This is a genomic window from Rhodobacter sp., from assembly GCA_020637515.1.
Taxonomy (GTDB): domain Bacteria; phylum Pseudomonadota; class Alphaproteobacteria; order Rhodobacterales; family Rhodobacteraceae; genus Pararhodobacter.
Genome location: JACKKG010000001.1, coordinates 777,340 through 803,327 on the forward strand (window position 1 = coordinate 777,340; position 25,988 = coordinate 803,327).

The window sequence follows — 25,988 nt, forward strand, 5'->3', positions numbered from 1 at the left end:
AAGGTTCCAATCTTCAGCATCCGGCGATTTTGGATGGACTTTCCGGGCGTTTCCACTGTTTTCTCAGGCAACAAACGGTTGCAGGAAACGACAGGTCGAATGGCTAGCCTGGTCATGCTCTCTCCCGCCCCGCTGATCGAACTGCCCGGCGGCGAGGTGGTTCTCGACGTGAAGTTCGTCGAGGGCATGAAACTGCATTGCCAGCTCTGGCCCGGGGTCGTGCGCTGCGTCATGCGCCGGACCGGCGTTCCGATCGAGGACCCTGTGCGCTATGCCGCCGCAAAGCTGGGGTTCGACCTGATCGTGCTGGACCCCGGCGATCCGGTTCCGGAACTGCTGCTTGACGAGGCTTCGGTCGTCTATGTCGCGGCCGACGACATGCAGTATCTGCATCTGCCGCAGGCGATGCTGGGCCGGTTCGGAAAGCTCGTCTACACGATCGAGGAACCGTTGAGCGGGCACCTGGCGCAGGTGATGGCGCGGCCCGCGTCGATCCGCCGGCGGCTGGGGTCCCTGCTGTGGACGCTCAGGCAGGAACCGCGGCTGCGCGCCGCGCTCAGGGACGCGGCCGGCATCCAGTGCGACGGGTATCCCGCGCATGATGCCTATCGCCGGCTGAACCCGCGCGCCTTGCGCTTTCTGGACAACCGCATCCGCACCCCGATGTTCGTGCGCGAGGGGGAACAACGGGCCCGTGCCGAGGCCCTGCGCCGGGGCGATCCGTTGCGCCTGGCCTGGTTCGGGCTGCTCGACGCGGCCTCGGGGGTTCAGGATCTGCTGCGGCTGGCGCATCTGCTGGACCTGCGCGGCCTGCCCTTCCATATGGCGCTGTTCGGCTCTGGTCCGCTCGAGGGGCGGTTGCGCGATGGCATCGCCGCGCTGGGGTTGAAGGATCGGGTGACGCTGGGTCCCATGGGGGCCTTCGACCCGGTTCTGGTGCCGCGCCTGCGCCGCGAGGCCGATCTGTTCGTGCAGCCCCGCCGCCTGCCGACGCCGCTGGGGTCCTATGTCGAGGCCTTGGGCTGCGGCTTGCCGATCCTGGGTTACCGCAACCGCATGTGGCGACGGATGCAGGCCGAATCGCAGGCGGGCTGGACGGTGCACCCGTCCCCGTCCGCGATGGCGCGGCGCATCGAACGGCTGCACGCCGACCGCGAGGCGATCATCGCGGCCTCGGTCCGGGGTGTCGATTTCGCGCGCAAGTGCAGCTTCGAGACGGTCTTTGCCAGCCGCATGACCGACCTGCGCGAGATCGCGGGGCTGGAACCCTAGCGATACAGCAGGACCGGGGCGCGGACGGTCTGGATCATCGCGGTCGTGGTCGATCCGATGATCAGGGTGCGGATGCGGCTGTGGCCATAGGCGCCCATCACCAGCAGGTCGAACCCGTCCTCGGCAATCAGGCGGCCCAGCACCGCGTCGGGCTCTCCGGGCAGGGTGCGGGGCGTGACGGAAAGCCCGGCCGCCCTGAGCCGCGTCAGGGCGGGTTCGGTCACCGCGGGGTTCGTGCCGCCGACATGCGCGACCGTGACCGAAAGCCCCGCAAAGACCGGGCTGTTGGCCATGCGGTCCACGGCGCGGCGGGCGCTGGGGCTGTCGTCATAGGCCAGCAGAACCCGCGCGACGGGACGAAAGGCACGCGCCGCCACCAGAACGGGCACCTGCGTGCTGCGCACGATGCGTTCCAGGTTAGACCCCAGGTGGCCGCTGGCGAAATCCGCGCCCTCGCCGCGTTTGCCCAGGACGATGGCGCGGGTGTCGGCTTCGACCTCGTGCAGGGCGTCCAGCAGGTCGCCCCGACGCAGACGCCGCGACACCTGCGTCACGCCATCCGCGCGCAGGATCGTTTCGGCATCCTCGAGGATCGCGTGCCCCTGTGCGGCGGCCAGTTTCGCGCGCTGTTCGTCCAGCGCCGCCAGTTCGCTCAGCAGTTTCGACCGCGCGCCCAGCCGCAACGCGCCGGACAGGTCCGGCGTGTCCACCCCCGAGGGCCGGCCCAGGACATGCATCGCCTCGACCGGGGCGCCCAGCCGCGCGGCGATCCAGGCGGCGTGGTGGCAGACGCTTTGCGCATAGATCGAACCATCCAGCAACGCCAGGATCTTGCTCATGTCCTACCCCCCTCAATGCCCGCCCAGCGCATCCATCGCGCCGGGCTTGTCGTGAATGGCCAGCGTATCGACCAGCGTTTCCGAGGCCCGGTTCAGGCCGATGACCTGCACAGTGGCCCCCTCGCGGCGGAACTTCAGCACCACCATATCCAACGCCTGAACCGAGCTGATGTCCCAGATATGCGCGCGGCTCACGTCGATGACGGCGTGATCCAGCACCTCGCGGAAATCGAAGGCGGCAGCAAACTGTTCGACCGAAGCATAGAAAAGCTGCCCCTCGACGACATAGGTGCGGGTGCGCCCGTCCGCCGACAGGGTGGACTGCACGCGGAAAAGCTGCGCGATCTTGCCGGCAAAGAAGATCCCCGACAGCAGCACGCCGACCAGCACCCCGATGGCCAGGTTGTGCGTGTAGACCACGGTGACCACGGTCGCGATCATCACGACCGAGGACGAGCGCGGATGCACCCGCAGCGCGGTGATCGACGACCAGGAAAACGTGCCGATGGACACCATGATCATGATCGCGACCAGCGCCGGCATCGGGATGCGCGCCACCAGATCGCCCAGTCCCGTCACCAGGACCAGCAGCACCAGCCCGGCGGTAAAGGTCGAAAGCCGCCCCCGACCGCCGGATTTCACGTTGATCATGGATTGCCCGATCATCGCGCAGCCTGCCATGCCGCCGATGAATGCGGTCGCCATGTTCGCCACGCCCTGACCGATGCATTCCTGGTTGCGGTCGGACCGGGTGTCGGTCAGCTCGTCCACCAGGTTCTGCGTCATCAGGCTTTCCAGCAGGCCCACCACCGCGACAGCGGCGGAATAGGGCAGGATGATGAGGACCGTCTCCCAGGTCAGCGGCACGTCGGGGATCAGGAAAACGGGCAGCGTGTCGGGCAGGGCGCCCATGTCGCCCACGGTGCGCACATCCCATCCCATGCCCACGACCAGCGCGGTCAGCACCAGGATCGTGACCAGCGGCGAAGGCACCGCCCGGGTCAGCAACGGAAACAGGTAGATGATCGCCAGCCCGGCCGCGACCAGCGCATAGGTCAGCCAGGTGACCCCCGGGGTGGCGGGGTTCAGTTCGGGCAGTTGGGCCATGAAGATCAGGATCGCCAGCGCGTTGACGAAACCCGTCATCACCGACTTGGACACGAAGCGCATGAACCGGCCCAGCCGCAGCAGTCCGGCGCCCACCTGCAAGACCCCGGCCAGCACGGTCGCCGCCAGCAGGTATTGCAGCCCATGGTCGCGCACCAGCGTCACCATCAGCACCGCCGTTGCCGCGGTCGCGGCCGAGATCATCCCGGGCCGCCCGCCGACAAAGGCGATCAGCACGGCGATGGAAAAGCTGGCATACAGCCCCACCTTGGGATCGACGCCGGCGATGATGGAAAAGGCGATCGCCTCAGGGATCAGCGCCAGTGCCACGACCAGGCCGGACAGCAGGTCGCCGCGAATGTTGCCGAACCATTGGGCGCGGTAGTCCAGAAGAGAGATCATCAGCAATCCTGCGGCCAGTGTCGGTTGGCCCGTCGGGGGGGGGGCCGGCACGGGGTCAGCACGCGTCAAAGGGTTGTCCGGCGGATCAGCGGCCGGAAGAGCCACCCGGGATCGCACCGGGTCCGAAAGGGATTTCGGCGCATAGACGGCATTTCGCCCGGGATCGCAACCCGAAACGGTCTCAGCGCGCCAGGGCCCGGGCGATGGCGGGCAGGTCGGCCCAGTCCTCAAAGGCGCGCTGATGCGCGATTTCGGCGACCGGGGTCTTGCGGTAGCCCGAGGTGAACAGGGCAAAGGGCACCCCGGCCGCCTGCGCGGTGGCGGCATCGACCTCGCTGTCGCCGACATAGACGGCGGGGCCCTCGCCCAGTCCCGCGAGCGTGGCGCGCAGAGGTGCGGGGTCGGGCTTGTTGACCGGCAGGCTGTCGCCGCCCAGAACGGTTTCGAACAACGCTCCCCATCCGAAATGCGCCAGAACGCTGAGGGTTGGCGCGATGGGTTTGTTGGTGCACAGCCCCAGGCGCCAGCCTTGCGATTTCAGCAGGTGCAGGGCCTGTTCCACACCCGGATAGATGCGGGTCAGGGCGTGCGCGACCTCGTATTCCCGGGCAAAATGCTGGCGCAGCCGCTCGGTCCGGGGGGCCTCGTTGCCGCCCGCCGCCGCCCGTTCCAGCCGCTCGACATAGACGCGGGCGCCGTTGCCGATGAAGCTGCGCGACTGCTCGGCGGTCACCGGGGGCAGCCCCTCGGACGCCAGCGCCGCGCATCCGGCGGCGTGGATGTCGGGCGCGCTGTCGATCAGCGTGCCGTCCAGATCAAAGACCGCCCTCATGCCGGAACCATCTGCGGGCGGTTCTCGCGGATCGGCAGATGCACCAGCGCCGAGAACGCGCCAACCCCCACGCCGATCCACCACACCAGGGTATAGTTGCCGTAGACGTCATACAGCTTGCCGCCCAGCCAGACGCCCAGGAAGCCGCCGATCTGGTGGCTGAGGAAGACGATCCCGTAGAGCGTGCCCATGTAGCGCAGCCCGTAAATATGCGCGACCAGCCCCGAGGTCAGCGGCACCGTCGCCAGCCACAGCGCGCCCATCACCAGCGAGAAGATCAGCACCGATCCGGGCGTGATCGGCAGCGCGATGAACAGCGCGGCGGCGATGGTGCGGCCCAGGTAGATGCCGGCCAGCAGGTATTTCTTGCTCCAGCGTTTTCCGGCCCAGGCGGCGGTCAGCGTGCCCGCGATATTCGCCAGCCCGATGACCGAGATCGCCACCGCCCCCAGCGCCGAGGTCGTGGAAATCCCCAGCGCGGCCAGGAAACCGTTGGGGGCGATGGCGCCGCAGGTTTCCGCCACCATCGCCGGGAAATGCGCGGTGATGAAGGCCAGTTGATAGCCGCACGAGAAGAACCCCAGGAAAATCAGGGTGAAGCTGGGATCGCGGAACGCGCGGGTCAGCGCCTGACCCAGCGATTGCTCCAGTTCGGCACGGCTGGCCAACTGCGGGCTGCGCATCATCGGCAGCGCGAACAGGGTCGCCAGGATTGCGACGGCAAAGATCAGAAAGACGGTCTGCCACGGGAACGAGGCCAGCAGCAATTCGGCGATCGGTGCGCCGATCACCTGACCCGCCGACCCCGCCGCCGTGGCGATCCCCAGCGCAAGCGACCGGTTCTCGTCAGAGGCGGCGCGCCCCACCACGGCCAGGATCACGCCGAACCCGGTGCCGGCGATGCCGAAACCCACCAGAATCTCATAGGCCTGCATCGCGCCCGGGGTGATGGCCCAGGACGACAGCACCAGCCCCAGCGCATAGGTCAACGCGCCCAGGATGATCGCCTTGCGGTCGCCGAATCGTTCCGCCAGCGCGCCAAAGATCGGCTGACCGATCCCCCAGGCCAGGTTCTGGATGGCGATCGCCAAGGAAAATTCCGATCGGGGCCAGCCGAATTCGCTGGCGATGGGGATCTGGAACACCCCAAACGAGGCCCGCGCGGCAAAGCCGAACAGGATGATGATGCACCCGCCGATCAGAACGGGGGTGATGAGGGGGGCCTTTTGCGACATGCGGGCGGACTCGATGCGGCCGGAGAGGGGGCTCTGCCCACGATCTCCGGCGTGTTTGCGGCAAGGTGAATGCGAAAGGTGCCCCGGGTGGCGCCCGGGTCAAGCCCCTCAGCGGAACTGTGCGTGGTACTCGGCGTTCGGTTCCATCGCGATAGCCGAGGCGACGCGGTTCGACATGTTGTAGAACCCGGTGACCGAGGCGATGTCAAAGATGTCGCGGTCGGTGAAACCCACGTCGCGCAGCGCCTGCCGGTCGGTCTCGACGATCTCGCTGGAGGCCTTGGTGGCCTTTTCGACAAAGGCCAGCATGGCGGTCTGCCGGGCGTCCAGATGCGCCATGCGCCAGTTCATCACCAGCGCCTCGCCCAGCGCCGGGTTGCCCGACAACTGCCGCAAAGCCGCGCCATGCGCGACCTGGCAATACCAGCAACGGTTGATCGAGCTGACGACGACGGCGATCATCTCGCGTTCCAGTTTCGACAGGCCCGAGGCGCCCAGCATCAGGTCGTTATACATCGCCGTGAAGGCGTTCAGCTTGGTGATGTCGAAGCTGTGCGCCCGCAGCACGTTGGGGATCATCCCCAGCTTTTCCTGGCAGATGTCGAAATACCGTTGCGTGGCCTCGGGCAGCGGATCGACCGGCGGCAGATCGAGGGCGGAAATGCGGGTCATCGGGTCTTCTCCCTGTAGTGGTAGACGGAAACCTCGGCCATGCCGAGGGCGGAATAAAGCGCGCGGGCCGGGGCGTTCGCCTGCGTGACGGCCAATGCAAAGGTGTCGGCGCCGTTTTGCGCCGCCCAGTCCGCAATGCCGCGCACCATGTAGCGGGCGACGCCCTGGCGGCGGAACGCGGGCTCCACGTGCAGGGCGTGCAGCATGGCGATCCCCCGGTTCACGGCGGCGAACCCGACCCCGGCGGCGCGATTCTGAAAGCGCGCGATGAAGCCCATCCTGGGCAGGCAGGCGCGATGCATGACCGCCAGCCGTTCGGGCCCGATCCCGCCCTCGGCCCACAGCGCGCGCTGAATGGCCAGCGGCGGCCACATCGGCAACAAGGAAATCGGGCGCGGGGCCTCGGCCACGGTGGCGACGGGGGCGGCCATCAGCACGGTCGGGTCCACGACATGGTAACCGCGCGCCTCGAGCGCGGCATCCAGCGCCTGCTGGCCGGGGCGGACCTGAAACAACGGGTCGTCGGGCAGGTCGGCGGGGTCGAATTCGCCCGTCAGGACCGTCGCGCTGACCCGCTTGCCGCCGCCCGCGCCATCGGCGCGCCGATAGCCCCCGACGGTTTCACTTGCCGCGGGCGGCCAGGTGGCGTCCAGCGCGTCGAACAGCGCGGCGCTCATGGTTGGGCCGCCAGCGCCGCCAGCGCCACCATCGCCGCGTCCAGTTGCGCGGCGTCGGTGCCGCGCACCACCAGTTGCGTGCCATAGGCGCCGTTTCGCTGATAAGGATACGAGCCAAAGCTGAGATCGGGATAGCGCGCGGCCAGATCGGCCAGCGGGCGCGCGATCTCGCCCTCGCCGCGCTGCACGTCGATCATCTGGCTGAGCAGCGGATCGCCGCCCGTCAGGCCCGGCAGAACGCCCGCGACCATCGCCTCGAAGATCGCGGGAACGCCGGCCATCACATGGACATTGCCCAGCGTGAACCCGGGCGCGGCAGAGATCGGGTTGTCGATCAGCGCGGCGCCTTCAGGGATGCGGGCCATCCTGAGGCGCATCTCGTTCAGCTCCAGCCCGGTGCGCTGGTAATGCGCGCGCAGGATCTGGTGCGCATCCTCGCGCACGCCGATGGGGGCGCCAAAGGCGGCGGCAACCGCGTCGGCGGTGATGTCGTCATGCGTCGGGCCGATCCCGCCCGAGGTGAACACATGGTCATGCGAGGCCCTGAGCGCGTTCACCGCCAGCACGATCGCGTCGTGTTCGTCGGCCACCACACGCACCTCACGCAGGCGGATGCCACGGGCGGTCAGGGCGTTGGCCAGGTGGTGGGTGTTGGTGTCACGGGTGCGACCCGAAAGGATCTCATCCCCGATGACGAGCATGGCGGCGGTGGGGTTCGGCATGGCGGTCTCTTTCCTGATTGTCCGGACGTTACCCCGCTTTGCGGGCGTTTCCAATCGGGCGCGGCGGGGTTATTCCCGGGGGTATGGAGTTTCCTCGCCCCCTGCACCGCGCCACCCTGATCCGCCGCTACAAGCGGTTTCTCGCGGATATGGATCTGGACGGCCGGACGGTGACGGTGCATTGCGCGAACCCCGGGTCGATGCTGGGCATGGCCGACCCCGGCATGACCTGCTGGATCGAAGCCAACGACGACCCCGCGCGAAAACTGCGCTGGTCGTGGAAACTGGTCGAAACGGGCACCGGCCGGGCGGTGGTGGATACCGCCCTCGCCAACCGCGTGGTGGCCGAGGCCCTGCGCGGCGGCTTCCTGAATGCGGGCGATTTCCGCGCCGAGGTCAAGATCGGCCAATCCTCGCGCCTGGATTTCGTGCTGGGCGACGGCACCTTGCTTGAGGTGAAAAGCGTCACCCTCGCGCGGGGCGGCTGGGGTGAATTCCCCGACAGCGTGACCGCCCGCGGCACAAGGCACCTGCACGAACTGACGCGCGCCGCGGCGCAGGGGCAGGGCGCCGCGATGCTCTATCTGATGTCGCGCGACGATGTCGCGCGGGTGCGGATCGCCGCTGACATCGACCCCGCCTATGCGCGCGCCTTCGATCAGGCGCGCGCCGCCGGGGTGCGGATGCTGGCACTGGGCACGCGGATCACCCCGCAAGGGGTGCAGGCGACAGGGCCGGTTCCGGTGGACGACAGCCCCCAGTCTGGCGTTTCGCGCGGATAACGCCTATTTAGGGCCGGCAGAACAAGAGGTCCGCCCGTGAACGATACCCACAATGGCCAGGTCACCCGCGACGGCATCCGCATCCATTCGGCCGAGGATTTCGCCGGAATGCGCAAGGCCGGGCAGGTCGCCGCACAGATCCTCGACGATATCGCGCCGCATGTCGCCCCGGGCCAGACCACCGGCGCCCTCGATCGCCTGATCGAGGGGATGGTGCACGCTCACGGCGCCAAATCGGCGACCATCGGCTATCGCGGCTACAAGCATGCCAGTTGCATCAGCACCAATCACGTCGTCTGCCACGGCATTCCCGGCAGCGCCATTCCCACCGGCCGCAACGAGAAGAAGCGCACCGACGACGCCTTTCAGGACGGCGACATCCTGAACATCGACGTGACGGTGATCGTTGACGGCTGGTATGGCGACACCTCGCGCATGTATATCGCCGGCACGCCGAAACCCTTTGCGATGCGGCTGATCCAGGTCACCCATGACGCGCTGATGAAGGGGATCGAGGCCGTCCGTCCGGGCAACACCTTTGGCGACATCGGCTACGCGATCCAGAGCTATGTCGAGGCGCAGCGCATGTCCGTGGTGCGCGATTTCTGCGGCCACGGGCTGGGTCGGGTGTTCCACGCGCCGCCGAACGTGCTGCACTATGGCCGACCGGGGCGCGAGGCGGTGCTGGAGGAAGGCATGTTCTTCACCATCGAGCCGATGGTGAACCTGGGACGCGCTGAAACCAAGGTCCTTTCCGACGATTGGACCGCCATCACCCGCGACAAATCCCTGTCGGCCCAATTCGAACATTCGGTCGGCGTTACCTCTGGCGGTTGCGAAATCTTTACGCTCTCGCCTGCTGACCGATTTTATCCCACCTGGGGTTGAAAAAAAATAGCCGCCCGGCCAGGGCGGCTATTTTCCTGGCACGATACGGCCTGTCAAATTGCCAGATCGTCCAGCGATTTACCGGCCGACAGCGCCGCTTCGATCCAATGAGGCCGCCGTCCCCGACCAGTCCAGGTTTGCGACGGATCGGCCGGATTGGCGTATTTCGGCGCGGCCGGCTTGCGAGTGCGCTTGACGCCCAGGCTGGCCAGATCGGCCGGCGAAAGGCCCCGCTCGCGGGCAAAGGCCTCGACCTCGGCCAGGGCCTTGCGGCGCTCGCGCTCGGTGAAATCGGTTATGGCGGCTTCCACGTCCTTTCTGAGTTGCTTCAACTCAGCCAGCGACAGACTGTCCAGATCCATCATCTCGTCCTTTTTATAGGTTCCTCAAAAAAATCGAATGGCAGGTCTACTAAAAAACGTCAATTGCATTTCGCAAAACTGTTACCTCGCAGCGGGTCGGGCTTCGCGCAGGACCATGTATATACCGGCCCCCAGGATCAGCGCAATTCCGATCCAGGAAACCGCATCCGGCCAATCGCCGAAAACCGTCAGCCCCCAGAAAATGGCCATGGGCAATGCCGCGTATTCCAGAGGGGCGACCAGCGCCGCCTCGCACAGCCGATAAGCCTGCGAGATCATCAACCCGCCCAGGGCCGTGCCGAACCCGGCCAGCGCAAAGAACGGCAGATCGGCGGGCGCGGGCCAGACCCATTCGCGCAACAGGAACGAAAGCGTGCTGTCGCCGCCCGGATCAAAGCGCCCGTTGCCGACCGCCAGCCCGAATACGACGCTGAAGGCGATGAAGGTCAGCTGAATGTAGAACGCCATCGTCGCCGCGCTTTCGCCCGGGCCCAGCTTGCGCGTCATCGTGTTCAGCCCCGCGTAGCACGCCGCCGAGACCAGCGGCAGCAGCGCAATGGTGCTGAACGTGTCGCTGCCGGGGCGGACCATGACCATTGCGCCCAACAGGCCAACCGCAATGGCAGCCCAGCGGCGCGGCCCGACGTGTTCGCCCAGGAACAGGATCGAGAACAACGCGATCATCAGCGGGCTGACGTAGAAGATCGCTGTCGCGTTCGCCAGCGGCATGGCGGACAGCGCCAGGAAGAAGGTCATGTTGGCCGCCACGACGAAGGCGCCGCGCAGCAGGTGCTTGCCCGGCTGACGGGTGCGCAGCAGACCATATCCGCCAGCCAGCGGAATGACCGCCCCCAGCAGGATCGCCAGACCGATCACCGAACGGATCAGCACGATCTCGTGCAGCGGATAGCCGCCCGACAGGAACTTGATCGACATGTCGCCCAGCGAAAAGGCCAGCGACCCGCCCACCGCGCTGAGCGTGCCCAGCGTGACGGCCGAGGGCGACGCCCTCATCGCTTCGCGCCCAGCAGGCGTTCCAGAGTCTGCGTGAACCGCGACCGGTCGCGGGCAGAAAAGCTTTTGCCCGAACCCTGGCGGAACGGATCGGCGGCCCGCAGGTCCGCCGCAAGGTCGCGCATCGCCAGCACCTGGCCGATGTTCGCCGGCGTCAGCACCGTGCCGTCCGGCTTCAGCACCTGTGCGCCGGTGTCGATACAGCGCGCGGCCAGCGGAATGTCGGCGGTGACCACCACATCGTCCGGGCCGGTCTGCGCGGCAATCCATTTGTCCGCCGCGTCGGCGCCCTGATCGACATAGACATTCTGCACCAGCGGGTGATCGACCGGTCGGATACCGCCGTTCGAAACGATGCGGACCGCCACGCCGTGGCGCAGGGCGACACGCAAGGATTCCTCGCGCACGGGGCAGGCGTCGGCATCGATGAAAAGCGGCATGGGCACCTGTCGGGTCAACGCGCACATTTAGGCGCCCCGCGGCCCGCTTGGCAAGGCGCGGGCGTTCAGTGGCCCAGCCGGCAGCAGCCGCTCAGCCCACCGCCCGGAGTGCCGCGCCAGTAGACCTGAACCTCCAACCCATAGGGCAGGTCGCTCATGCCATCCGAACACAGGCCCTGGCGCACCACGGCAAAGCCCTGCCGCGCGCCGGTGAACGGCACGGCGAGGGTGCGCGGATACTGCGTTTGCGGCAGGTTCGGCGCATCCGTGACCAGCGCGAAATCGCCATCGGCGGCGCTGTAGTCCGCGCCATTCGTCGGCAGGTGAAAGGCCAGCGTCCAGAAAGGCTCGGTCCCGACGCAGGTCATCGCAACGGTGCCGTCGATCCAGCGATCGGTCCCCCGGCGCGTCAGATAGCGCATCGACGCCCAGCCGCCGTCTTCGTGATGGCGCACCAGACCCCAGGCGCGATCCTCGGACAGGCCGACAACCTCGATGTCGGTGGCGTTCGGCGCCAGATGGCCCACGATGGCGGCGCGCGCCGAAGGTTCGGCCCGGATGTTCAGCACGTCGTTCCCGGCGACGCCCGAGACGCGGTGCAGCGCGGGAAAGTCCTGCGCCAGCGCGGCCTGCGCCGTCAGGATCGTGACCAGCAGGGCAAGAATGCGGGCAATCATGACCCCCTCCTAATGTTTGGCGCCCCAGCTCAGCGAGGCCTGCCGCCGCGTGTAGAATTCGCCCATCAGGCCCAGAAGCAGCGCGGCAAAGGTAATGGCGACCGGGTAAAACAGGTTCGTATAGTGCGGATTGTAATTCAGGAACGCGAACCCGCGCGCCTGGTCGATGATGTGAAACAGCGGGTTCCATTCGAAATAGGGCAGCATCGCGCCGGGCAGCGCATTGGCGACGAACATCTTGCCCGAGGCGAACATGTTGATGCGCGAATAGATCTGCGACAGCATGACGACGGCCTTGGGCGCCCAGGGCTTTGCGGCCAGGAACACCATGCCGATGGCCACGCCGGAAAACCAGCCCAGCAGCAGCATCAGGATGCAACCCAGCGGGTCGTAGATTTCGAGCGGCATCCAGGCGGCATCGTAGAGAAACAGCACCACGAACATCGACAGAAGCTGGATATACAACTCGCCCAGCGCGGCGGCGCCGATGGCGACGATGGTGTTCATCGGCGCGTGCTTCATCATGGCCGAGGTCGGCCCCTCGGCCGCGACGACCGCCGACATGGCCTTGACGTGGCCCATATACAGGAACACGCCGGTCATCAGATACAGCATGAAGTCGCCGCGAATGCCGCGCGATCCCCAGCCGGTGAAATAATACATCGCCCAGAACACCCCGACCAGCATCACCGTCTGGAAGATGTTCAGCAGCAGGCCGATCAGCGCGTTCCCGTGCGAGTTGCGGGCGCTGCGCACGGCGGCGTGGAACGTCAGCTCGGCGATCGTGAACGCCGAGGCGAACCAGGTTTCATGGCTGCGATTGTTGAGCATCCGCGCTTTCCTGCCGTTCCCGGGCTGACCCCGGGGTTGTGGACTTGTGTTCCGGCAGGGCCAGAGGGTAAGCCCAAACCCGTTGTCGATCAACTCGACCCTGATACCGAAGGCGTCTCATGACCCAAGACTTTCACCAACTGGTTGAAACCGCGTTTCGAGCGATCGCCCTGAAAGCCGGCGCCGTCATCATGGAGGTTTATGGACGCCCCGATTTCGAAGCGCGCACCAAATCCGACAGTTCGCCCGTGACCGAAGCCGACGAAGCCGCCGATGCGCTGATCCGGGCCGAGCTGGCGGAGGTGTTTCCCGACCTTCCCGTCGTGACCGAGGAACTGACCGAATCCCACCGCATCCAGGCCACGCGCTTCATCATCGTCGATCCTCTGGACGGAACCAAGGAATTCGTCCAGCGGCGCGGCGATTTCACGGTGAACATCGCGCTGGTCGAAAACGGCGTGCCGGTGCGCGGTGTGGTCTATGCTCCGGCCCGCGCGCGCCTGTTCTACACCCGCGCAGACGGGTCGTCGGTCGAAGAGGCCGGCCCCTTTGGCGCCGATCCGGGCGCCCGGACGGCGATTCGCGTGTCGCAGCCCGACAACGCGGCGCTTCTGGTCGTGGCCTCGAAATCGCACCGGGACGCGGCGACGGATACCTATATCAACTGCTACGCCGTCAAGGACGCCAAGAGCGCGGGCTCGTCGCTGAAATTCTGCCTGGTCGCCACCGGCGAGGCCGATTTCTACCCCCGCCTGGGCCGCACCATGGAATGGGACACCGCCGCCGGTCATGCGGTCGTTCTGGGCGCCGGCGGGCAGGTGCTGCGCTTCGACGACCATACGCCTCTGACCTATGGCAAGCCGGGCTATGAAAACCCGTTCTTCCTGGTTCTGTCGCCCGGGGTGGCGCTGCGCTGATTCAACTCTGGCGGGTTTCGGGGCCCGCCAGACTAATTTCCCCAAATTAACCCTAAAAGCCCGATTTCCAGCCACAAACGCGCCCAGATTGCGAAGCAGAACCTGCATATCGACGGGCAGAACGCTCGTCTTCACAGCAAGGTGGAAGATCCGATGCGCAATAAAGTCACGAAGGCTGTGTTCCCCGTCGCCGGGATGGGCACGCGTTTCCTGCCCGCTACGAAATCCGTTCCGAAAGAGGTCCTGACGCTGGTTGACCGCCCGTTGATCCAATACGCGATCGACGAGGCGCGCGAAGCCGGGATCACCGAATTCATCTTTGTCACCTCGCGCGGGAAAAGCGCGCTTGAGGACTACTTCGACCGCGCCCCCGAACTGGAGCAGTCGCTGAAGGCGAAGAACAAGACCGACCTGCTGAACATCTACAACGAGACCTGCATGGATTCGGGCGCCATCGCGTATGTTCGCCAGAACCAGGCGCTGGGCCTGGGCCACGCGGTCTGGTGTGCCCGCCATCTGATCGGGGACGAACCCTTTGCGGTGCTGCTGCCCGACGACGTGATCGCCGCCGAAAAGCCCTGCCTGAAGCAGATGGTCGAGGCGTATGAGGAAACCGGCGGCAACATGGTCGCCGCGATGGAGGTCCCGGCCGAGAAAGCCTCGTCCTATGGCGTGCTGGACGTGCCCGCGGGGATCAGCCCCCTGCTGCCGGTGCGCGGCATGGTCGAGAAACCCGCCCCGGGCACCGCGCCTTCGAACCTGGCGGTGATCGGCCGTTACATCCTGTCGCCCGATGTGCTGCGCGCCCTTGACGGCCAGCAGACCGGCGCGGGCGGGGAAATCCAGCTGACCGACGCCATCGCCAAGCAGATCGAGGCCAAGAACAACGTCTATGGCTACCGCTTCCAGGGTCAGCGATTCGACTGCGGGTCCAAGGCGGGGTTCTTGCAGGCGACGGTGGCCTTCGGCCTGGCGCGCGCCGACCTGCGCGACGAGCTGGAAGACTACATCTACGACATGATGGCGATGCGCGCGGCCGCCGAATAAGGCCCGACACGCCACCGAACCGGACGAGAGGGGGCTTGTCGCCCCCTCTTCGCATTCGCGGATTCACCCCCGCGCGTATTTCGGGCAAGATGACGCCCGGACGTGAGGGGCGAATGGGCAAGGCAGGCGCGTTGATCGAGGCATTGCGGTGGCGGCGGCGGCGGCAGATGCGGCTGGCGCGGGCCTGGCGCAAGCGGCGCGAACTGGCGGCGCTGGCCGACCGGACCGATGCGATACGCAAAGGCGACGTGCTGGCCTTTCTGGTCCTGCGCAACGAGGCCCAACGCCTGCCGCATCTGCTGGCCCATTACCGCGCGCTGGGCGTCGCGCATTTTCTGGTCGTGGACAATGACAGCACCGACGCCAGCCGCGACCTGCTGGTCGATCAGGCGGATGTCTCGGTCTGGCATACGCGGGCCAGCTACCGTGCCGCGCGCTTTGGCGTGGACTGGGTGCAGGCGCTGCTGATGCGCCACGGCGACGGGCATTGGTGCCTGACGGTCGATGCCGACGAACTGCTGGTCTATCCGCACCACGACACCCGCCCGCTGCCGGCGCTGACAGCCTGGCTCGAGTCCGAGGGAGAGCGCAGTTTCGGCGCGCTGATGCTGGATCTCTATCCCCGGGGCCCGCTGGACGCCGCCCCTTTTGGCCCCGGCCAGGACCCGCTTGAGGTTCTGTGCTGGTATGACAGCGCCAACTACACGATCCAGCAAAAGCCCGAAAGCGGTGCGCTGTGGATCCAGGGTGGGCCGCGCGCGCGGGCCTTTTTCGCGGACGCGCCGCACAAGGGCCCGACCCTGACCAAGGTGCCGCTGGTCAAATGGTCCTGGCGCTATGCCTATGTCAATTCGACCCATACGCTGCTGCCGCACGCGCTGAACCGCATCTATGCCACCGACGGCGGCGAGAAACTGTCGGGCGTGTTGCTGCACACCAAGTTCCTGCCCGGCATCGGCGCGCGCTCGGCCGAGGAAAAAACCCGCCGCCAGCATTTCGGTGCGCCCGGTGCCTTTGACGCCTATTACGACGCGCTGACCGCCGCACCGGATCTGTGGCATCCCCACGCCAGCCGCTACCGGGGCTGGCGCCAGCTCGAGGCCGAGGGGCTGATGTCGCGCGGTGGTTGGGCATGAGGCGCCGGTCGCTCCAGGCCGGAAACCCGTCCGAAAGTTTTCGGTTTGATCCTGATTCGCGCCGGGGTAGACCGGACGAATCAGGCTGTTTGTTACGGGTGATCGGTTGGGCATTGTGACGTCATACCGCCTGCGGTGGAACCGCAAGCGCTGGTTGATCCGCGCCCGCCGCAAGGCGCGGGACCTCAGGCCTTTGGCGGATCGCACAGCGGCGCTGGGCCCGCGCAGTATCCTGTTGTTCGCGACCCTCAGGAACGAACGGCCCCGGCTGCCCTGGTTCCTGAAATACTACCGGGATCTGGGCGTCGAACATTTCCTGTTCATCGACAACGGCTCGGACGACGGGTCGGCCGACTATCTGACGGCGCAGCCCGACGCCTCGGTCTGGTCCACCACGGCCAGCTATGCCGGCGCGCGGTTCGGCGTGGACTGGATCAACGCGCTGCTGGCCCGGCACGCGCACGGGCGCTGGGCGCTGGTGGTCGATGTCGATGAGTTCTTTCTGTATCCGTTCTGCGATACGCGCCCGCTGCGTGCGCTGACCGACTGGCTGGACGATGCCGGGCTGCGCAGTTTCGGCACGCTGATCCTGGACATGTATCCCAAGGGCCCGGTCGGCGATCAGCCCTGCGCCGAGGGGCAGAATCCGTTCGAGATCGCGCATTGGTTCGACAGCGCGAACTACGCCATCACGCGCAACGGCCAATACGGCAACCTGTGGATTCAGGGCGGCCCCCGGGCACGCGGGTTCTTTGCCGAACAGCCCCGCGCCGCGCCCGCGCTGAACAAGGTGCCGCTGGTGAAATGGGACCGGGGCTATGCCTATGTCAGCTCGACCCACATGTTGCTGCCGCGCGGGCTGAACCTGACCTATGACACGCTGGGGGGCGAAAAGGCCTCGGGGTGCCTGTTGCACGCAAAATTCCTCGAGACGCTGGGCGACAAGGCCCGCGAGGAAATCCAGCGCGCGCAACATTACGCCGGTGGGCGCGAATACCAGGCCTATGCCGCCGTGCTTTCCGACCGCACGGATCTGTGGAACAAATGGTCCGAACGCTTCATCAACTGGCGCCAGCTGGAGATCCTGGGGCTGATGTCGAAAGGGAACTGGGCGTGAGCGCGCGGCTGGGCTTCATCATGCTGGTGCATACCGCGCTGCACCGCGCGGCGCAGGTTGCCCGGTATGTCGCCGAGGCCGGCAGCCCGCTGGTGATCCATGTCGATGCCTCGACCTCTGCCGCGCAGTATCAGACGCTGGTGCAGGCGCTGGCGGACCTGCCCGGGGTTCGCTTCTGCCGCCGTCACCGGGGCGAATGGGGCACCTGGTCGCTGGTTGCCGCGATGCAGACGGCGACCGAGATGCTGCTCGACACCTGCCCTGAGGTGGAAAGGGTCTATGCCCTGTCCGGCGCCTGCATGCCGCTCAGACCGATCGCGGAGCTGGCCGCCTGGCTGGACCGCCACCCCGACACCGATTTCATCGAATCGGTGAACGTGGCCGATGTGAACTGGACCAAGGGCGGTCTGCACGAGGAACGCTTCACGTTGCATTTCCCCATCGGGTTCAAGCGCAACAAATGGCTGTTCGATCGGCTGGTCGATGCGCAGCGGCTGCTCAGGGTGCGGCGCGACATTCCCGACGGGATCGTGCCGCACATGGGCTCGCAATGGTGGTGTCTGACGCGCGAAACCCTTCAGGCGATCCTGAAGGACCCGATGCGCCGCCCGTTCGAACGGTATTTCCGGCGCGTCTGGATTCCCGACGAAAGCTATTTCCAGACTCTGGTGCGGCTGCACGCCCGCCGCATCGAAAGCCGGTCCCTGACACTGGGAAAATTCGACCACACCGGCCGGCCGCATGTGTTCTATGACGACCACCTGCAACTGCTGCGCCGCTCAGAATGCTTCATGGTGCGCAAGGTCTGGCCCGGCGCGGACCGGCTGTATCAGCACTTCCTCGCCCCGCGCGAAAGCACCTCCAGCGCCGAGCCCCAGCCCTCGCGCATCGACCGGCATTTCGCCAAGGCCACCGCGCAGCGCGTGCGGGGTCGGCCGGGTCTGTATATGGCCAGCCGCTTTCCCGTGAAGAACCGCGAGAACGGCAAGACAGCCGAGCCCTATTCCGTCTTTCAGGGCTTTACCGAGGTGTTCCAGGATTTCGAGGGCTGGCTGTCCGCCGTGGCCAACTGCCGCGTGCACGGCCATCTCTTTGCCCCGCACAAGGTCGAATTCGCCAACCGCGAAAAGATCTTTGCCGGAGGGCTGTCGGACAGCGCCGGATTGCGCGACTACAATCCCCGCGCCTTTCTGACCAACCTGCTGTGGGCCACCCGGGGCGAGCGCCAGTGCTTCCAGTTCGGTCCGGGCGACACGCAGGGCAGGAAATTCGATCTGCTGTGGCTGATGGCGGCGGATTCCAACGCGCAGATTTCGGTCATCTCGGGCGCCTGGGCGGTGCCGCTCTACCGTTCGGGTCGCCCGACCGCCGAAATCCGCCGCGAGGCCGCCCGCCTGCAACGCATCGAAACGCAGATGATCGAAATCCTGCAATCGCCCGGCACGCGCGCCCGCATCCGCATCTGGACCATGGCCGAGTTCCTGGAAAACCCGGCCGAGCCCCTGCACACCCTGTTCGACGAGATCGCCCCGCATTCGCAGGCGCGCCTGATCCGGCTGCCCGATCTGGTGGACTTGTCCGGTTTCGGCACCTTCCTGCAAGAGCTGCGCAATCAGGGGATGCAGCCCGTGCTGATGGGGGAATTCCCGCAGACCCCGGTCAGCCCCGACCCCTCGCATCGGATGAAGTAACGCATGGCATTCGACTATTTCGTGGTTCTCGCCGAAATGCGCACCGGCTCGAACCTGCTGGAATCGAACCTGAACGCCTTTGACGGCATCGAATGCCACGGCGAGCTGTTCAACCCGGGGTTCATCAACACGCCGGCAACGGAACGCTATCGCGATGTCACCCTGGCGCAGCGCGATGGCGATCCGTGGCGGCTGCTCAACGCGGTGCGGGCGGGGGGCGGGCGGATGGTGGGCTTCCGGCTGTTTCACGATCACGACCGGCGCATCTGGGACCACGTTCTGGCCGACACCGCCTGCGCCAAGATCGTGCTGACGCGCAATCCGCTGGACAGCTACGTCTCACGCAAGATCGCCGCAGCGACGAACCAGTGGAAACTGGGCGACGTGAAGCACCGCAAGCAGAGCCGCGTCGCCTTTGACGGGGCCGAGTTCGAGGCCCATCTCGCCCGGTTGCAAGCCACCCAGATCGAGATTCAGCGAGTCTTGCAGACCACCGGGCAGTCGGCGTTCTACATCGGCTATGACGATGCCAACGACCTGTCGGTCCTGAACGGGCTGGCCCGTTGGCTGGGGGTGTCCGCGCGCATCGCCGACCTGCCGCGCGCGCTGAAAAAGCAAAACCCTGAGCCCCTGGAGCAGAAGCTCACCAACCCGCAGGCCCTGCCGCAGGCGCTGGCCCGGATCGACCGTTTCGATCTGACCCGGACCCCCAACTTCGAGGTCCGCCGCGGCCCCCTGCTGCCCGGCATCCACGCGGCCCTCTCGGTGCCGCTGCTGTTCCTGCCGATGCGCGGCGGTCCCGAGGGGGCGGTGCTGGACTGGATGGCCGCGATCGACGCGATCGCACCCGCCGACCTGCCCCATGATTTCGACCAGGGGCGGCTTGAGCAGTGGCGCCGTGCGCATCCCGGGTTCCGCAGTTTCACGGTTCTGCGCCACCCGTTGCGCCGCGCCCATGCGGTGTTCCGAAACCGCGTTCTGACCGGCGACATGCAGCCGGTGCGCGAGCATATGACCCGTCTGTTCGATTTCCGCCCCGAGGACGGAGAGCGCGCCGGATTCAAGGCGTTTCTCAGGTTCTGCGACGCCAGCCTGTCGGGGCAGACCGGGTTGCAGCCGTGGCCGGCCTTTGCCTCGCAGGCGGCCAATCTCGAGGGCTACGCGCAGGCCGTGATCCCCGATCTGATCCTGCGCGAGGACGACCTGACCGAGGATCTGGCCACCCTGGGCCGCCGCCTTGGCATCCGAACCCCGCCCGCCTATGTCCCCGAGGGCGACACGGGGCTGGCCGCGGTCCTGGACGACGAGGTCCGCGCGCTGGCGCGACGCGCCTACCGGCGGGATTACGAGGTGTTCGGCTTCGCCGACCTGTGACGCTGGCCGGAAATCGCCGCCTTGGTTCCCATCCCGGCCCGCGGTCTGTTCGTGGCACCGGGGGCCGTGGCCGGCGTTCAGATGGGCGGCGGGTCACGGCAAGGCAGGACGCGAAAATTCGATGGGGGGCGCCGGTCACCCGGAACCCCCCATCTTCCCACGTGCCCTTCGCACCACACGTGTAAACTGGATATGTCCCGGGCCATCCTGGCCCCATGAACAGACCCTGCCACGCGCAGTCGATTCCCGCAAAGGAAAGCTGCGCGGCATTTAAGACAAATGCCGCGCGGCGCGGTTTCAGCCGTAGACCGATTCCTTGCCGAAATGCTTGGTCAGCATGTAATACATCACCGCGCGATACTTGTTGCGCTCGGACTTGCCATAGGTCTGGATCGCGGCGGCGATCGCTTCGTCCAGGGCGGGGCCATCGGCCAGACCCAGCTTCTTCATCAGGAAGTTCTTCTTGACGGTCTCGATCTCGCCGGGCTGGCTGCCCGCCACGGTTGACGCGTCGGCGTCATAGATCGACGGGCCGCAGCCAATGGTGACCTTGGTCAGAAGCGCCATGTCCGGATCCATGCCGCATTTGTTGCGCAGGTCGTCGGCGTATTTGGCAATCAGTTCGTCGCGGCGTCCCATTGGTGTCTCCCTCTGGACAAGAATGCTCTGTTTCCCTCGCGCCGAGATTATGGAGGCCCACCCCCTCGCCGCAAGGGAAAATCACCCGGCCCTTTCCCCGCCGGGGTCACAAACGGCGCAGCAACTCGGGCGTCGGCCAGCCATCGGCGGGCAAACCCAACTGCGCCTGCACATCCTGAACGGCCGCGCGGGTGCCAGCGCCCAGGATCCCGTCGATGGCGCCGACGTCATGGCCGCGTGCCTCGAGCCGGCGCTGCAACTCGCGCATGCCGTTCTGGTCCAGCCCCTGATCGGGGTTGCCCGCGTCATAGACCGGCGCGCCTTCGATCCGGGTGGCGAAATAGGCGGCGGTCACGACATAGGTGAAGGACTGGTTCCATTCGAACATCACGCGGAAGTTGTCGAAGATCATGAACGCCGGGCCGCGATAGCCCTGGGGCAGGATCACCGAGGCGCTCAACCGTCCCGACGGCATCGGCACGCCCCGCGCCTGCACGCCCAGCCGCTGCCAGTCGCCGACGCTCATCTGTGTGCGCAGGCCCGTGCGGGTCAGGTCCAGCCCCTGCGGGATCGTCACCTCGACCAGCCAGGGTTCGTTGGGGCGCCAGCCGTGGTGGCGCAGCAGCGCGGCCCCGGTCAGCACCGCGTCGGGCATCGAACCCCGCACATCCACATGCCCGTTGCCGTCCGCATCCACACCCAACGCCAGAATATCGCGCGGCAGCATCTGCACCATGCCGATCTCGCCAGCCCAGGCGCCCTGGGTGGTGGCCGGGTCCAGATCGCCCCGGCGATAGAGTTCGGCCATGGCCAGCAGTTGCGGGCGGAACAGCTCGGGCCGCCGGCAATCATGGGCCAGGGTCGCCAGCGCGTTGGCGGTGTTGATGTCACCCTGGAAGGCCCCGAAATCGGTCTCGAAGGCCAGGAAGGCCAGCATCACGCCCGGGTTGATCCCGAATTCGCGTTGCAGCCGCTGGAACAGGGCCGGTTGCTGCCGCAGGATCTGCCGCGCGCGGTCCAGCCGGTTCTGACTGATGAGCGAGCGCGAAAAATCGATGAACGGGCGCTGGAAGAACCCCTGCCCCCTGTCGCGCCGCAGCACGGTGTCATCCTGCCTGAGGCGGCCAAAGAAGCGATCGGCGGTGTCGGCGGGCAGTCCGCCGCGCACGGCCTCGGCGCGCAGGTCGCCGATAAAGCTGGACCAACTGCCGCCGCAGGGCGCGTTCTGCGCCTGCGCGGTCATGGGAAAGAGGCTGATAAGGGACATCGCGGCGGCAAGAAGGGAACGCATGAAAACTCCTGTCGGGACCGCCGCGAGCGTAGCAAGCCCGCGACCCGGGGCCAAGCCCGCTGTGGCCTCGGCTCACTCGCCCTCGGGCGGGAGGTTCAGCTCGGCTTGCAGGAACCGCTCGAACGCGTCCAGGTTCAGCGGCTCGAACTGGCCGAACGCCTGCATCCAGACCGAAGCCGCGCGCATGGCGTCGGGTTCAAGCTTGCACCACTTCACCCGCCCGCGCTTTTCCTGACTGATGAGCCGCGCCTCGGCCAGGATCGCCAGATGCTTTGAGATCGCCGCCAGCGAGATCGAAAACGGTTCGGCCACGTCGGTGACGGCCATGTCGTCCTCGAGCAGCATGGTCAGGATCGCCCGCCGCGTCGGATCGGCCAGCGCCATGAAGACCGTGTCGAGGGGATCGGACGTGCTCACCCGCAAAGGCGTAGCGGTGACCACCGGGACGGTCAAGCGACGTTCAACGCATCGGTTGAATGTCCGCGCCGCCGCCTGATAGCGCCCAACAGCACACGGCAGCGTGAGCGGCCGAAAATTATCCTAGCCATTTCAATAGCTTGAACCGCGGCTTTCAGCCTTGACTCTGACCCCACCCCTCCGTAGGTTCCGCCCGACTGTCCCAAGGGGTTCAGCAATGTCGGAACCGAACGATCTGGAGCGTCTGAAGGCGCTCGACGAGCGGCTCGCAAAGCTGAAAAAGGCCAATCAGCCGGGCCCCAAGGTGCAGCAACAAGGCCATGAGATGGCGAATGTCGCCTGGCGCATGGTCACCGAGCTTGTCGCCGGTCTGCTGATCGGTTTTGGCATCGGATACGGGTTGGATGTGCTGTTCGGCACGATGCCCCTGTTTCTGGTGCTGTTCATTCTGCTGGGCCTGGCGGCCGGGATTCGCGTGATGATGCGATCCGCCGCCGAGGTCCAGCGCCAGAGCCAGGAGGCGGCGACGGCCGCCCGGAACGAAGGGGACTAGACGTGTCGGAAGCAGCGCATAACAGCGAAGGTCTTGTGTTCCATCCGATGGACCAGTTCATCGTGCGCCCGCTGTTCGGCGACGATGGCGTCGTGGGCCCCCTGACCTTTACCAACGCGGCGCTTTGGATGCTGGTTGCCGTGCTTATGGCGACCTTGCTGTTTGTGGTCGGCACCCGGGGCCGGTCGATCGTGCCGACCCGCGTGCAGTCGATCGCGGAACTCGCCTACGGCTTTGTCCACAAGATGGTCGAGGACGTGTCCGGCAAGGACGGGCTGAAGTTCTTCCCCTACATCTTCACCCTGTTCATCTTCATCGTCTTCTCGAACTTTCTGGGCCTGATCCCGGGGGCGTTCACCTCGACCTCGCATATTGCCGTGACGGCGGTGCTGGCGGTGGCGGTGTTCCTGACCGTGACGATCGTCGGCTTCGTCAAGAATGGCGCGGGTTTCCTGGGCCTGTTCTGGGTGACCTCGGCGCCGCTGCCGCTGCGCCCGATCCTGGCCCTGATCGAGATCATCAGCTACTTCGTGCGCCCGGTCAGCCATTCCATTCGTCTTGCCGGCAACATGATGGCCGGTCACGCGGTCATCAAGGTGTTCGCCGCCTTTGCCCCGCTGATCCTGATGTCCACCATCGGCCTCGCCGTCACGCCGCTGTCGATCCTGGCGATCACCGCGATGTACGGGCTTGAAATCCTCGTGGCCTTTATCCAGGCCTACGTCTTCACCATTCTGACCTGCGTCTACCTCAAGGATGCGCTGCATCCGCACCACTGACGCCTGTCGAATTCTCTCTCAGCCAAATTCCAACCGTAAGGAGTGACGAACATGGAAGGCTCGATCGTTCAAATGGGTGCGTACATCGGCGCTGGCCTGGCCTGCATGGGCATGGGCGGGGCTGCGGTCGGTGTGGGCAACGTTGCCGGCAACTTCCTGTCGGGCGCGCTGCGCAACCCGTCGGCTGCCGCTGGCCAGACCGCCACGCTGTTCATCGGTATCGCGTTCGCCGAAGCGCTGGGGATCTTCTCGTTCCTCGTCGCGCTGCTGCTGATGTTCGCCGTCTGATCCTGATCTATCCGTGATCCTTACGGCCGGGTGGATCGCACGATCCATCCGGCGGATACGGTCAATCAGGAGGACGCCATGTCAGCAGAAACCGCCGCAGGGCACGCTGCCGAAACCGGGGCAACCGCCGCTGGCCATGCTGCCGAGGCGGCCGGGTCTGGTGGGATGCCGCAGCTCGACATCACCACGTTCCCGAACCAGATCATCTGGCTCGTGATCGCGCTGGTCGTGCTGTATTTCATTCTCTCGCGCGTGGCGCTGCCCCGTATCGGTTCGGTCCTGGCCGAACGGACGGGCACCATCACCAACGATATCGCCGCCGCCGAGACCTACAAACAGCAGGCCGCTGACGCCGAGGCCGCCTATCACAAGGCCCTCGACGACGCGCGCGCCGCCGCCGCCAAGGTGATCGACGAAGCCCGCGCCGACATCCAGAAGGATCTGGACGTCGCCATCGCCAAGGCCGATGCCGAAATCGCCGCCCGCACCGCGGAATCCGAAGCGCGCATCGCGGACATCCGCGCCAGCGCCGCCGAGGCCGTGTCCGAGGTCGCCAAGGACACCACCAAGGAAATCCTTGGGGCGTTCGGCGTCAAGGCGGACGCGCGGTCCGTGACGGCCGCGATCAACGCCCGCCTGAAAGGGGGTGCCGCATGACCCGCATTCTGACGCTGGTTCTGGCACTGGCCGCCACGCCCGCGCTGGCGGCCGAAGAAAACTTCTTCTCGCTGCGTAGCACCGAGTTCGTGGTCTGGATCGCCTTTCTTGTCTTCCTGGCCGTGCTGGTGTTCTTCAAGGTGCCGGGCATGATCGGCGCCATGCTGGACAAGCGTGCCGATACGATTCGCGCCGAGTTGGACGAAGCCCGCAAGCTGCGCGAGGAAGCGCAGGAACTGCGCGCCTCGTTCGAGCGCAAGAAGGCCGAAGTCAAGGATCAGGCCGAACGGATCGTCGCCAAGGCCAGGGCTGACGCGGAACTGGCCGCGCAGCAGGCGAGGGCGGATCTTGAAACCTCGATCGTGCGCCGTCTGAAGGCCGCCGAGGATCAGATCGCCTCGGCCGAGGCCTCGGCCGTGCGCGCGGTGCGCGACCAGGCGATCGCCGTGGCCATCTCGGCCTCGCGCGAGCTGATCGCCAAGAAGATGGAAGCCGAAGACGCCGCCAAGCTGATCGAAAGCTCGATTGCCACGGTGGATGCCCGCCTGCACTGAGGCCCCCTCGGATACCGTTCGCAAAGGCCCCGCTCCGGCGGGGCCTTTCGCGTTTGCGGACCCGCGGTGCCCCCTTTACGCCGGCGGGCCGGCGTGGCTTTCTGAGGGCGCCTCGCCAGAAAGGAACCGACGATGGACCTGCACACCTGGTTTGCCTTTGTTGCCGCGTCGCTGGCGTTGCTGATCATTCCCGGGCCGACGATCCTGCTGGTGCTGAGCTATGCCATCAGCCAGGGCCGGCGGGTTGCACTGGCCATGGCGGCGGGCGTGGCGCTGGGAGATCTGATCGCGATGACCACCTCGCTGGCCGGCCTGGGCGCGCTGGTGCTGGCCTCGGCGGCGCTGTTTACGGTGCTGAAGTGGATCGGCGCGGTGTATCTGGTCTATCTGGGCATCAAGCTGGTCCGCAGCGCCGGCAGTGCCCGTCTGGGCCCGGTCGAATCCCTTGCGGCGACCCGCCCGGCCGCGGTTTTCGCCCATGCGGCGACGGTGACCGCGCTGAACCCCAAGTCCATCGCCTTTTTCATCGCCTTTGTGCCGCAGTTCGTCGCGGCGGATCGGGCACTGCTGCCGCAATTCGCGGTGCTTGTCGTCACTTTCGTGGGCCTCGCGGCGATCAATGCGCTGGCCTATGCCCTGCTCGCCGACCGCCTGCGCGCAAAGGTGGCGCGGCCGTCGGTGCTGGCGTGGTTCTCGCGGCTGGGCGGCGGCGCGCTGATCGCCATGGGCATCGCGACGGCGGCCTTCCGCCGGGCGTGAACCGCCGGGACCCGTCC

Annotated in this window: 30 protein-coding genes; 15 read left to right on the forward strand and 15 right to left on the reverse strand. The window is 66.5% G+C overall.

Features of this window, described 5'->3' with window-relative positions:
- Window positions 1-114 precede the first annotated feature (114 nt).
- Window positions 115-1,272 (forward strand): glycosyltransferase, encoded by a 1,158-nt coding sequence (locus H6900_03680; protein MCC0072372.1) that lies wholly within the window; start codon window positions 115-117, stop codon window positions 1,270-1,272.
- On the opposite strand, the gene H6900_03685 is transcribed toward H6900_03680, so the two are convergent.
- From H6900_03685 to H6900_03715, 7 genes are all read right to left on the reverse strand, one after another.
- Window positions 1,269-2,111, reverse strand: a complete 843-nt coding sequence (locus H6900_03685; GenBank protein ID MCC0072373.1) for a universal stress protein — start codon at window positions 2,109-2,111, stop codon at window positions 1,269-1,271. The genes H6900_03680 and H6900_03685 overlap by 4 nt on opposite strands.
- Window positions 2,112-2,123: 12 nt before the next feature.
- On the reverse strand, window positions 2,124-3,620 hold the full coding sequence (locus H6900_03690; protein MCC0072374.1) for a SulP family inorganic anion transporter: 1,497 nt from the start codon (window positions 3,618-3,620) through the stop codon (window positions 2,124-2,126).
- Between the two features lie 181 nt (window positions 3,621-3,801).
- Window positions 3,802-4,452, reverse strand: coding sequence for a phosphoglycolate phosphatase (gene gph, locus H6900_03695; protein MCC0072375.1), 651 nt, complete (start codon window positions 4,450-4,452; stop codon window positions 3,802-3,804).
- Window positions 4,449-5,687 (reverse strand): MFS transporter, encoded by a 1,239-nt coding sequence (locus tag H6900_03700; protein ID MCC0072376.1) that lies wholly within the window; start codon window positions 5,685-5,687, stop codon window positions 4,449-4,451. Before H6900_03700 ends, gph begins: the two co-directional genes overlap by 4 nt.
- Window positions 5,688-5,795: 108 nt before the next feature.
- On the reverse strand, window positions 5,796-6,359 hold the full coding sequence (locus H6900_03705) for a peroxidase-related enzyme (protein ID MCC0072377.1): 564 nt from the start codon (window positions 6,357-6,359) through the stop codon (window positions 5,796-5,798).
- Window positions 6,356-7,036 carry a GNAT family N-acetyltransferase gene (locus tag H6900_03710; protein MCC0072378.1) on the reverse strand — a complete coding sequence of 227 codons (681 nt, stop codon included), beginning with the start codon at window positions 7,034-7,036 and terminating at the stop codon, window positions 6,356-6,358. Before H6900_03710 ends, H6900_03705 begins: the two co-directional genes overlap by 4 nt.
- On the reverse strand, window positions 7,033-7,758 hold the full coding sequence (locus H6900_03715) for a competence/damage-inducible protein A (protein ID MCC0072379.1): 726 nt from the start codon (window positions 7,756-7,758) through the stop codon (window positions 7,033-7,035). The genes H6900_03710 and H6900_03715 overlap by 4 nt, the downstream gene beginning before the upstream one ends.
- 83 nt (window positions 7,759-7,841) lie before the next feature.
- Here H6900_03715 and sfsA point away from each other — a divergent pair, with 83 nt between their 5' ends.
- Together sfsA and map are read left to right on the forward strand one after the other, a co-directional pair.
- Window positions 7,842-8,540, forward strand: a complete 699-nt coding sequence (gene sfsA, locus H6900_03720) for a DNA/RNA nuclease SfsA (GenBank protein MCC0072380.1) — start codon at window positions 7,842-7,844, stop codon at window positions 8,538-8,540.
- A 36-nt stretch (window positions 8,541-8,576) separates the two neighbouring features.
- Window positions 8,577-9,428 (forward strand): type I methionyl aminopeptidase, encoded by an 852-nt coding sequence (gene map, locus H6900_03725; protein MCC0072381.1) that lies wholly within the window; start codon window positions 8,577-8,579, stop codon window positions 9,426-9,428.
- Between the two features lie 53 nt (window positions 9,429-9,481).
- On the opposite strand, the gene H6900_03730 is transcribed toward map, so the two are convergent.
- From H6900_03730 to H6900_03750, 5 genes are all read right to left on the reverse strand, one after another.
- A complete protein-coding gene (locus tag H6900_03730; GenBank protein MCC0072382.1) occupies window positions 9,482-9,790 on the reverse strand; it encodes an H-NS histone family protein in 309 nt (102 codons plus the stop codon).
- A gap of 81 nt (window positions 9,791-9,871) precedes the next feature.
- A complete protein-coding gene (locus tag H6900_03735) occupies window positions 9,872-10,804 on the reverse strand; it encodes a DMT family transporter (protein ID MCC0072383.1) in 933 nt (310 codons plus the stop codon).
- Window positions 10,801-11,244 carry a YaiI/YqxD family protein gene (locus H6900_03740; GenBank protein MCC0072384.1) on the reverse strand — a complete coding sequence of 148 codons (444 nt, stop codon included), beginning with the start codon at window positions 11,242-11,244 and terminating at the stop codon, window positions 10,801-10,803. The genes H6900_03735 and H6900_03740 overlap by 4 nt, the downstream gene beginning before the upstream one ends.
- A 65-nt stretch (window positions 11,245-11,309) precedes the next feature.
- Window positions 11,310-11,921, reverse strand: a complete 612-nt coding sequence (locus tag H6900_03745) for a hypothetical protein (GenBank protein ID MCC0072385.1) — start codon at window positions 11,919-11,921, stop codon at window positions 11,310-11,312.
- 9 nt (window positions 11,922-11,930) lie between these two features.
- Window positions 11,931-12,752 carry an ABC transporter permease gene (locus tag H6900_03750; protein ID MCC0072386.1) on the reverse strand — a complete coding sequence of 274 codons (822 nt, stop codon included), beginning with the start codon at window positions 12,750-12,752 and terminating at the stop codon, window positions 11,931-11,933.
- 119 nt (window positions 12,753-12,871) lie between these two features.
- On the opposite strand from H6900_03750, the gene cysQ reads away from it, so the two are divergent.
- From cysQ to H6900_03780, 6 genes are all read left to right on the forward strand, one after another.
- On the forward strand, window positions 12,872-13,669 hold the full coding sequence (cysQ, locus tag H6900_03755) for a 3'(2'),5'-bisphosphate nucleotidase CysQ (GenBank protein MCC0072387.1): 798 nt from the start codon (window positions 12,872-12,874) through the stop codon (window positions 13,667-13,669).
- A 153-nt stretch (window positions 13,670-13,822) separates the two neighbouring features.
- Window positions 13,823-14,716 carry a UTP--glucose-1-phosphate uridylyltransferase GalU gene (gene galU, locus H6900_03760; GenBank protein MCC0072388.1) on the forward strand — a complete coding sequence of 298 codons (894 nt, stop codon included), beginning with the start codon at window positions 13,823-13,825 and terminating at the stop codon, window positions 14,714-14,716.
- A 113-nt stretch (window positions 14,717-14,829) separates the two neighbouring features.
- Window positions 14,830-15,852 (forward strand): glycosyltransferase family 2 protein, encoded by a 1,023-nt coding sequence (locus H6900_03765; GenBank protein ID MCC0072389.1) that lies wholly within the window; start codon window positions 14,830-14,832, stop codon window positions 15,850-15,852.
- A gap of 106 nt (window positions 15,853-15,958) precedes the next feature.
- Window positions 15,959-16,969 (forward strand): glycosyltransferase family 2 protein, encoded by a 1,011-nt coding sequence (locus H6900_03770; protein ID MCC0072390.1) that lies wholly within the window; start codon window positions 15,959-15,961, stop codon window positions 16,967-16,969.
- The gene (locus H6900_03775) at window positions 16,897-18,660 is read left to right on the forward strand and encodes a glycosyl transferase (protein MCC0072391.1); all 1,764 of its coding nucleotides are present in this window, start codon (window positions 16,897-16,899) and stop codon (window positions 18,658-18,660) included. The genes H6900_03770 and H6900_03775 overlap by 73 nt, the downstream gene beginning before the upstream one ends.
- Window positions 18,661-18,663: 3 nt before the next feature.
- Window positions 18,664-20,034, forward strand: coding sequence for a nodulation protein NodH (locus tag H6900_03780; protein MCC0072392.1), 1,371 nt, complete (start codon window positions 18,664-18,666; stop codon window positions 20,032-20,034).
- Window positions 20,035-20,331: 297 nt separating this feature from the next.
- Here the strand turns inward: H6900_03780 and H6900_03785 are convergent, their stop codons facing one another.
- The 3 genes from H6900_03785 to H6900_03795 all read right to left on the reverse strand — a co-directional run bounded on the left by H6900_03785 (window position 20,332) and on the right by H6900_03795 (window position 22,348).
- On the reverse strand, window positions 20,332-20,673 hold the full coding sequence (locus tag H6900_03785) for a DUF2853 family protein (GenBank protein ID MCC0072393.1): 342 nt from the start codon (window positions 20,671-20,673) through the stop codon (window positions 20,332-20,334).
- 106 nt (window positions 20,674-20,779) lie between these two features.
- Window positions 20,780-21,964: a lytic murein transglycosylase gene (locus H6900_03790; GenBank protein MCC0072394.1), complete on the reverse strand. Its 1,185-nt coding sequence runs from the start codon at window positions 21,962-21,964 to the stop codon at window positions 20,780-20,782.
- Between the two features lie 72 nt (window positions 21,965-22,036).
- Window positions 22,037-22,348, reverse strand: a complete 312-nt coding sequence (locus tag H6900_03795) for a winged helix-turn-helix transcriptional regulator (protein ID MCC0072395.1) — start codon at window positions 22,346-22,348, stop codon at window positions 22,037-22,039.
- Window positions 22,349-22,598: 250 nt separating this feature from the next.
- On the opposite strand from H6900_03795, the gene H6900_03800 reads away from it, so the two are divergent.
- The 6 genes from H6900_03800 (at window position 22,599) to H6900_03825 (ending at window position 25,971) form a co-directional block, all read left to right on the forward strand.
- On the forward strand, window positions 22,599-22,934 hold the full coding sequence (locus H6900_03800) for an AtpZ/AtpI family protein (GenBank protein MCC0072396.1): 336 nt from the start codon (window positions 22,599-22,601) through the stop codon (window positions 22,932-22,934).
- Between the two features lie 47 nt (window positions 22,935-22,981).
- On the forward strand, window positions 22,982-23,713 hold the full coding sequence (locus H6900_03805; protein MCC0072397.1) for a F0F1 ATP synthase subunit A: 732 nt from the start codon (window positions 22,982-22,984) through the stop codon (window positions 23,711-23,713).
- A 51-nt stretch (window positions 23,714-23,764) separates the two neighbouring features.
- The gene (locus H6900_03810; protein ID MCC0072398.1) at window positions 23,765-24,001 is read left to right on the forward strand and encodes a F0F1 ATP synthase subunit C; all 237 of its coding nucleotides are present in this window, start codon (window positions 23,765-23,767) and stop codon (window positions 23,999-24,001) included.
- Window positions 24,002-24,079: 78 nt separating this feature from the next.
- Window positions 24,080-24,658 carry a F0F1 ATP synthase subunit B' gene (locus tag H6900_03815; protein ID MCC0072399.1) on the forward strand — a complete coding sequence of 193 codons (579 nt, stop codon included), beginning with the start codon at window positions 24,080-24,082 and terminating at the stop codon, window positions 24,656-24,658.
- Window positions 24,655-25,212 carry a F0F1 ATP synthase subunit B gene (locus H6900_03820; protein MCC0072400.1) on the forward strand — a complete coding sequence of 186 codons (558 nt, stop codon included), beginning with the start codon at window positions 24,655-24,657 and terminating at the stop codon, window positions 25,210-25,212. The genes H6900_03815 and H6900_03820 overlap by 4 nt, the downstream gene beginning before the upstream one ends.
- Before the next feature lie 132 nt (window positions 25,213-25,344).
- A complete protein-coding gene (locus H6900_03825) occupies window positions 25,345-25,971 on the forward strand; it encodes a LysE family translocator (protein MCC0072401.1) in 627 nt (208 codons plus the stop codon).
- Window positions 25,972-25,988: the final 17 nt, after the last annotated feature.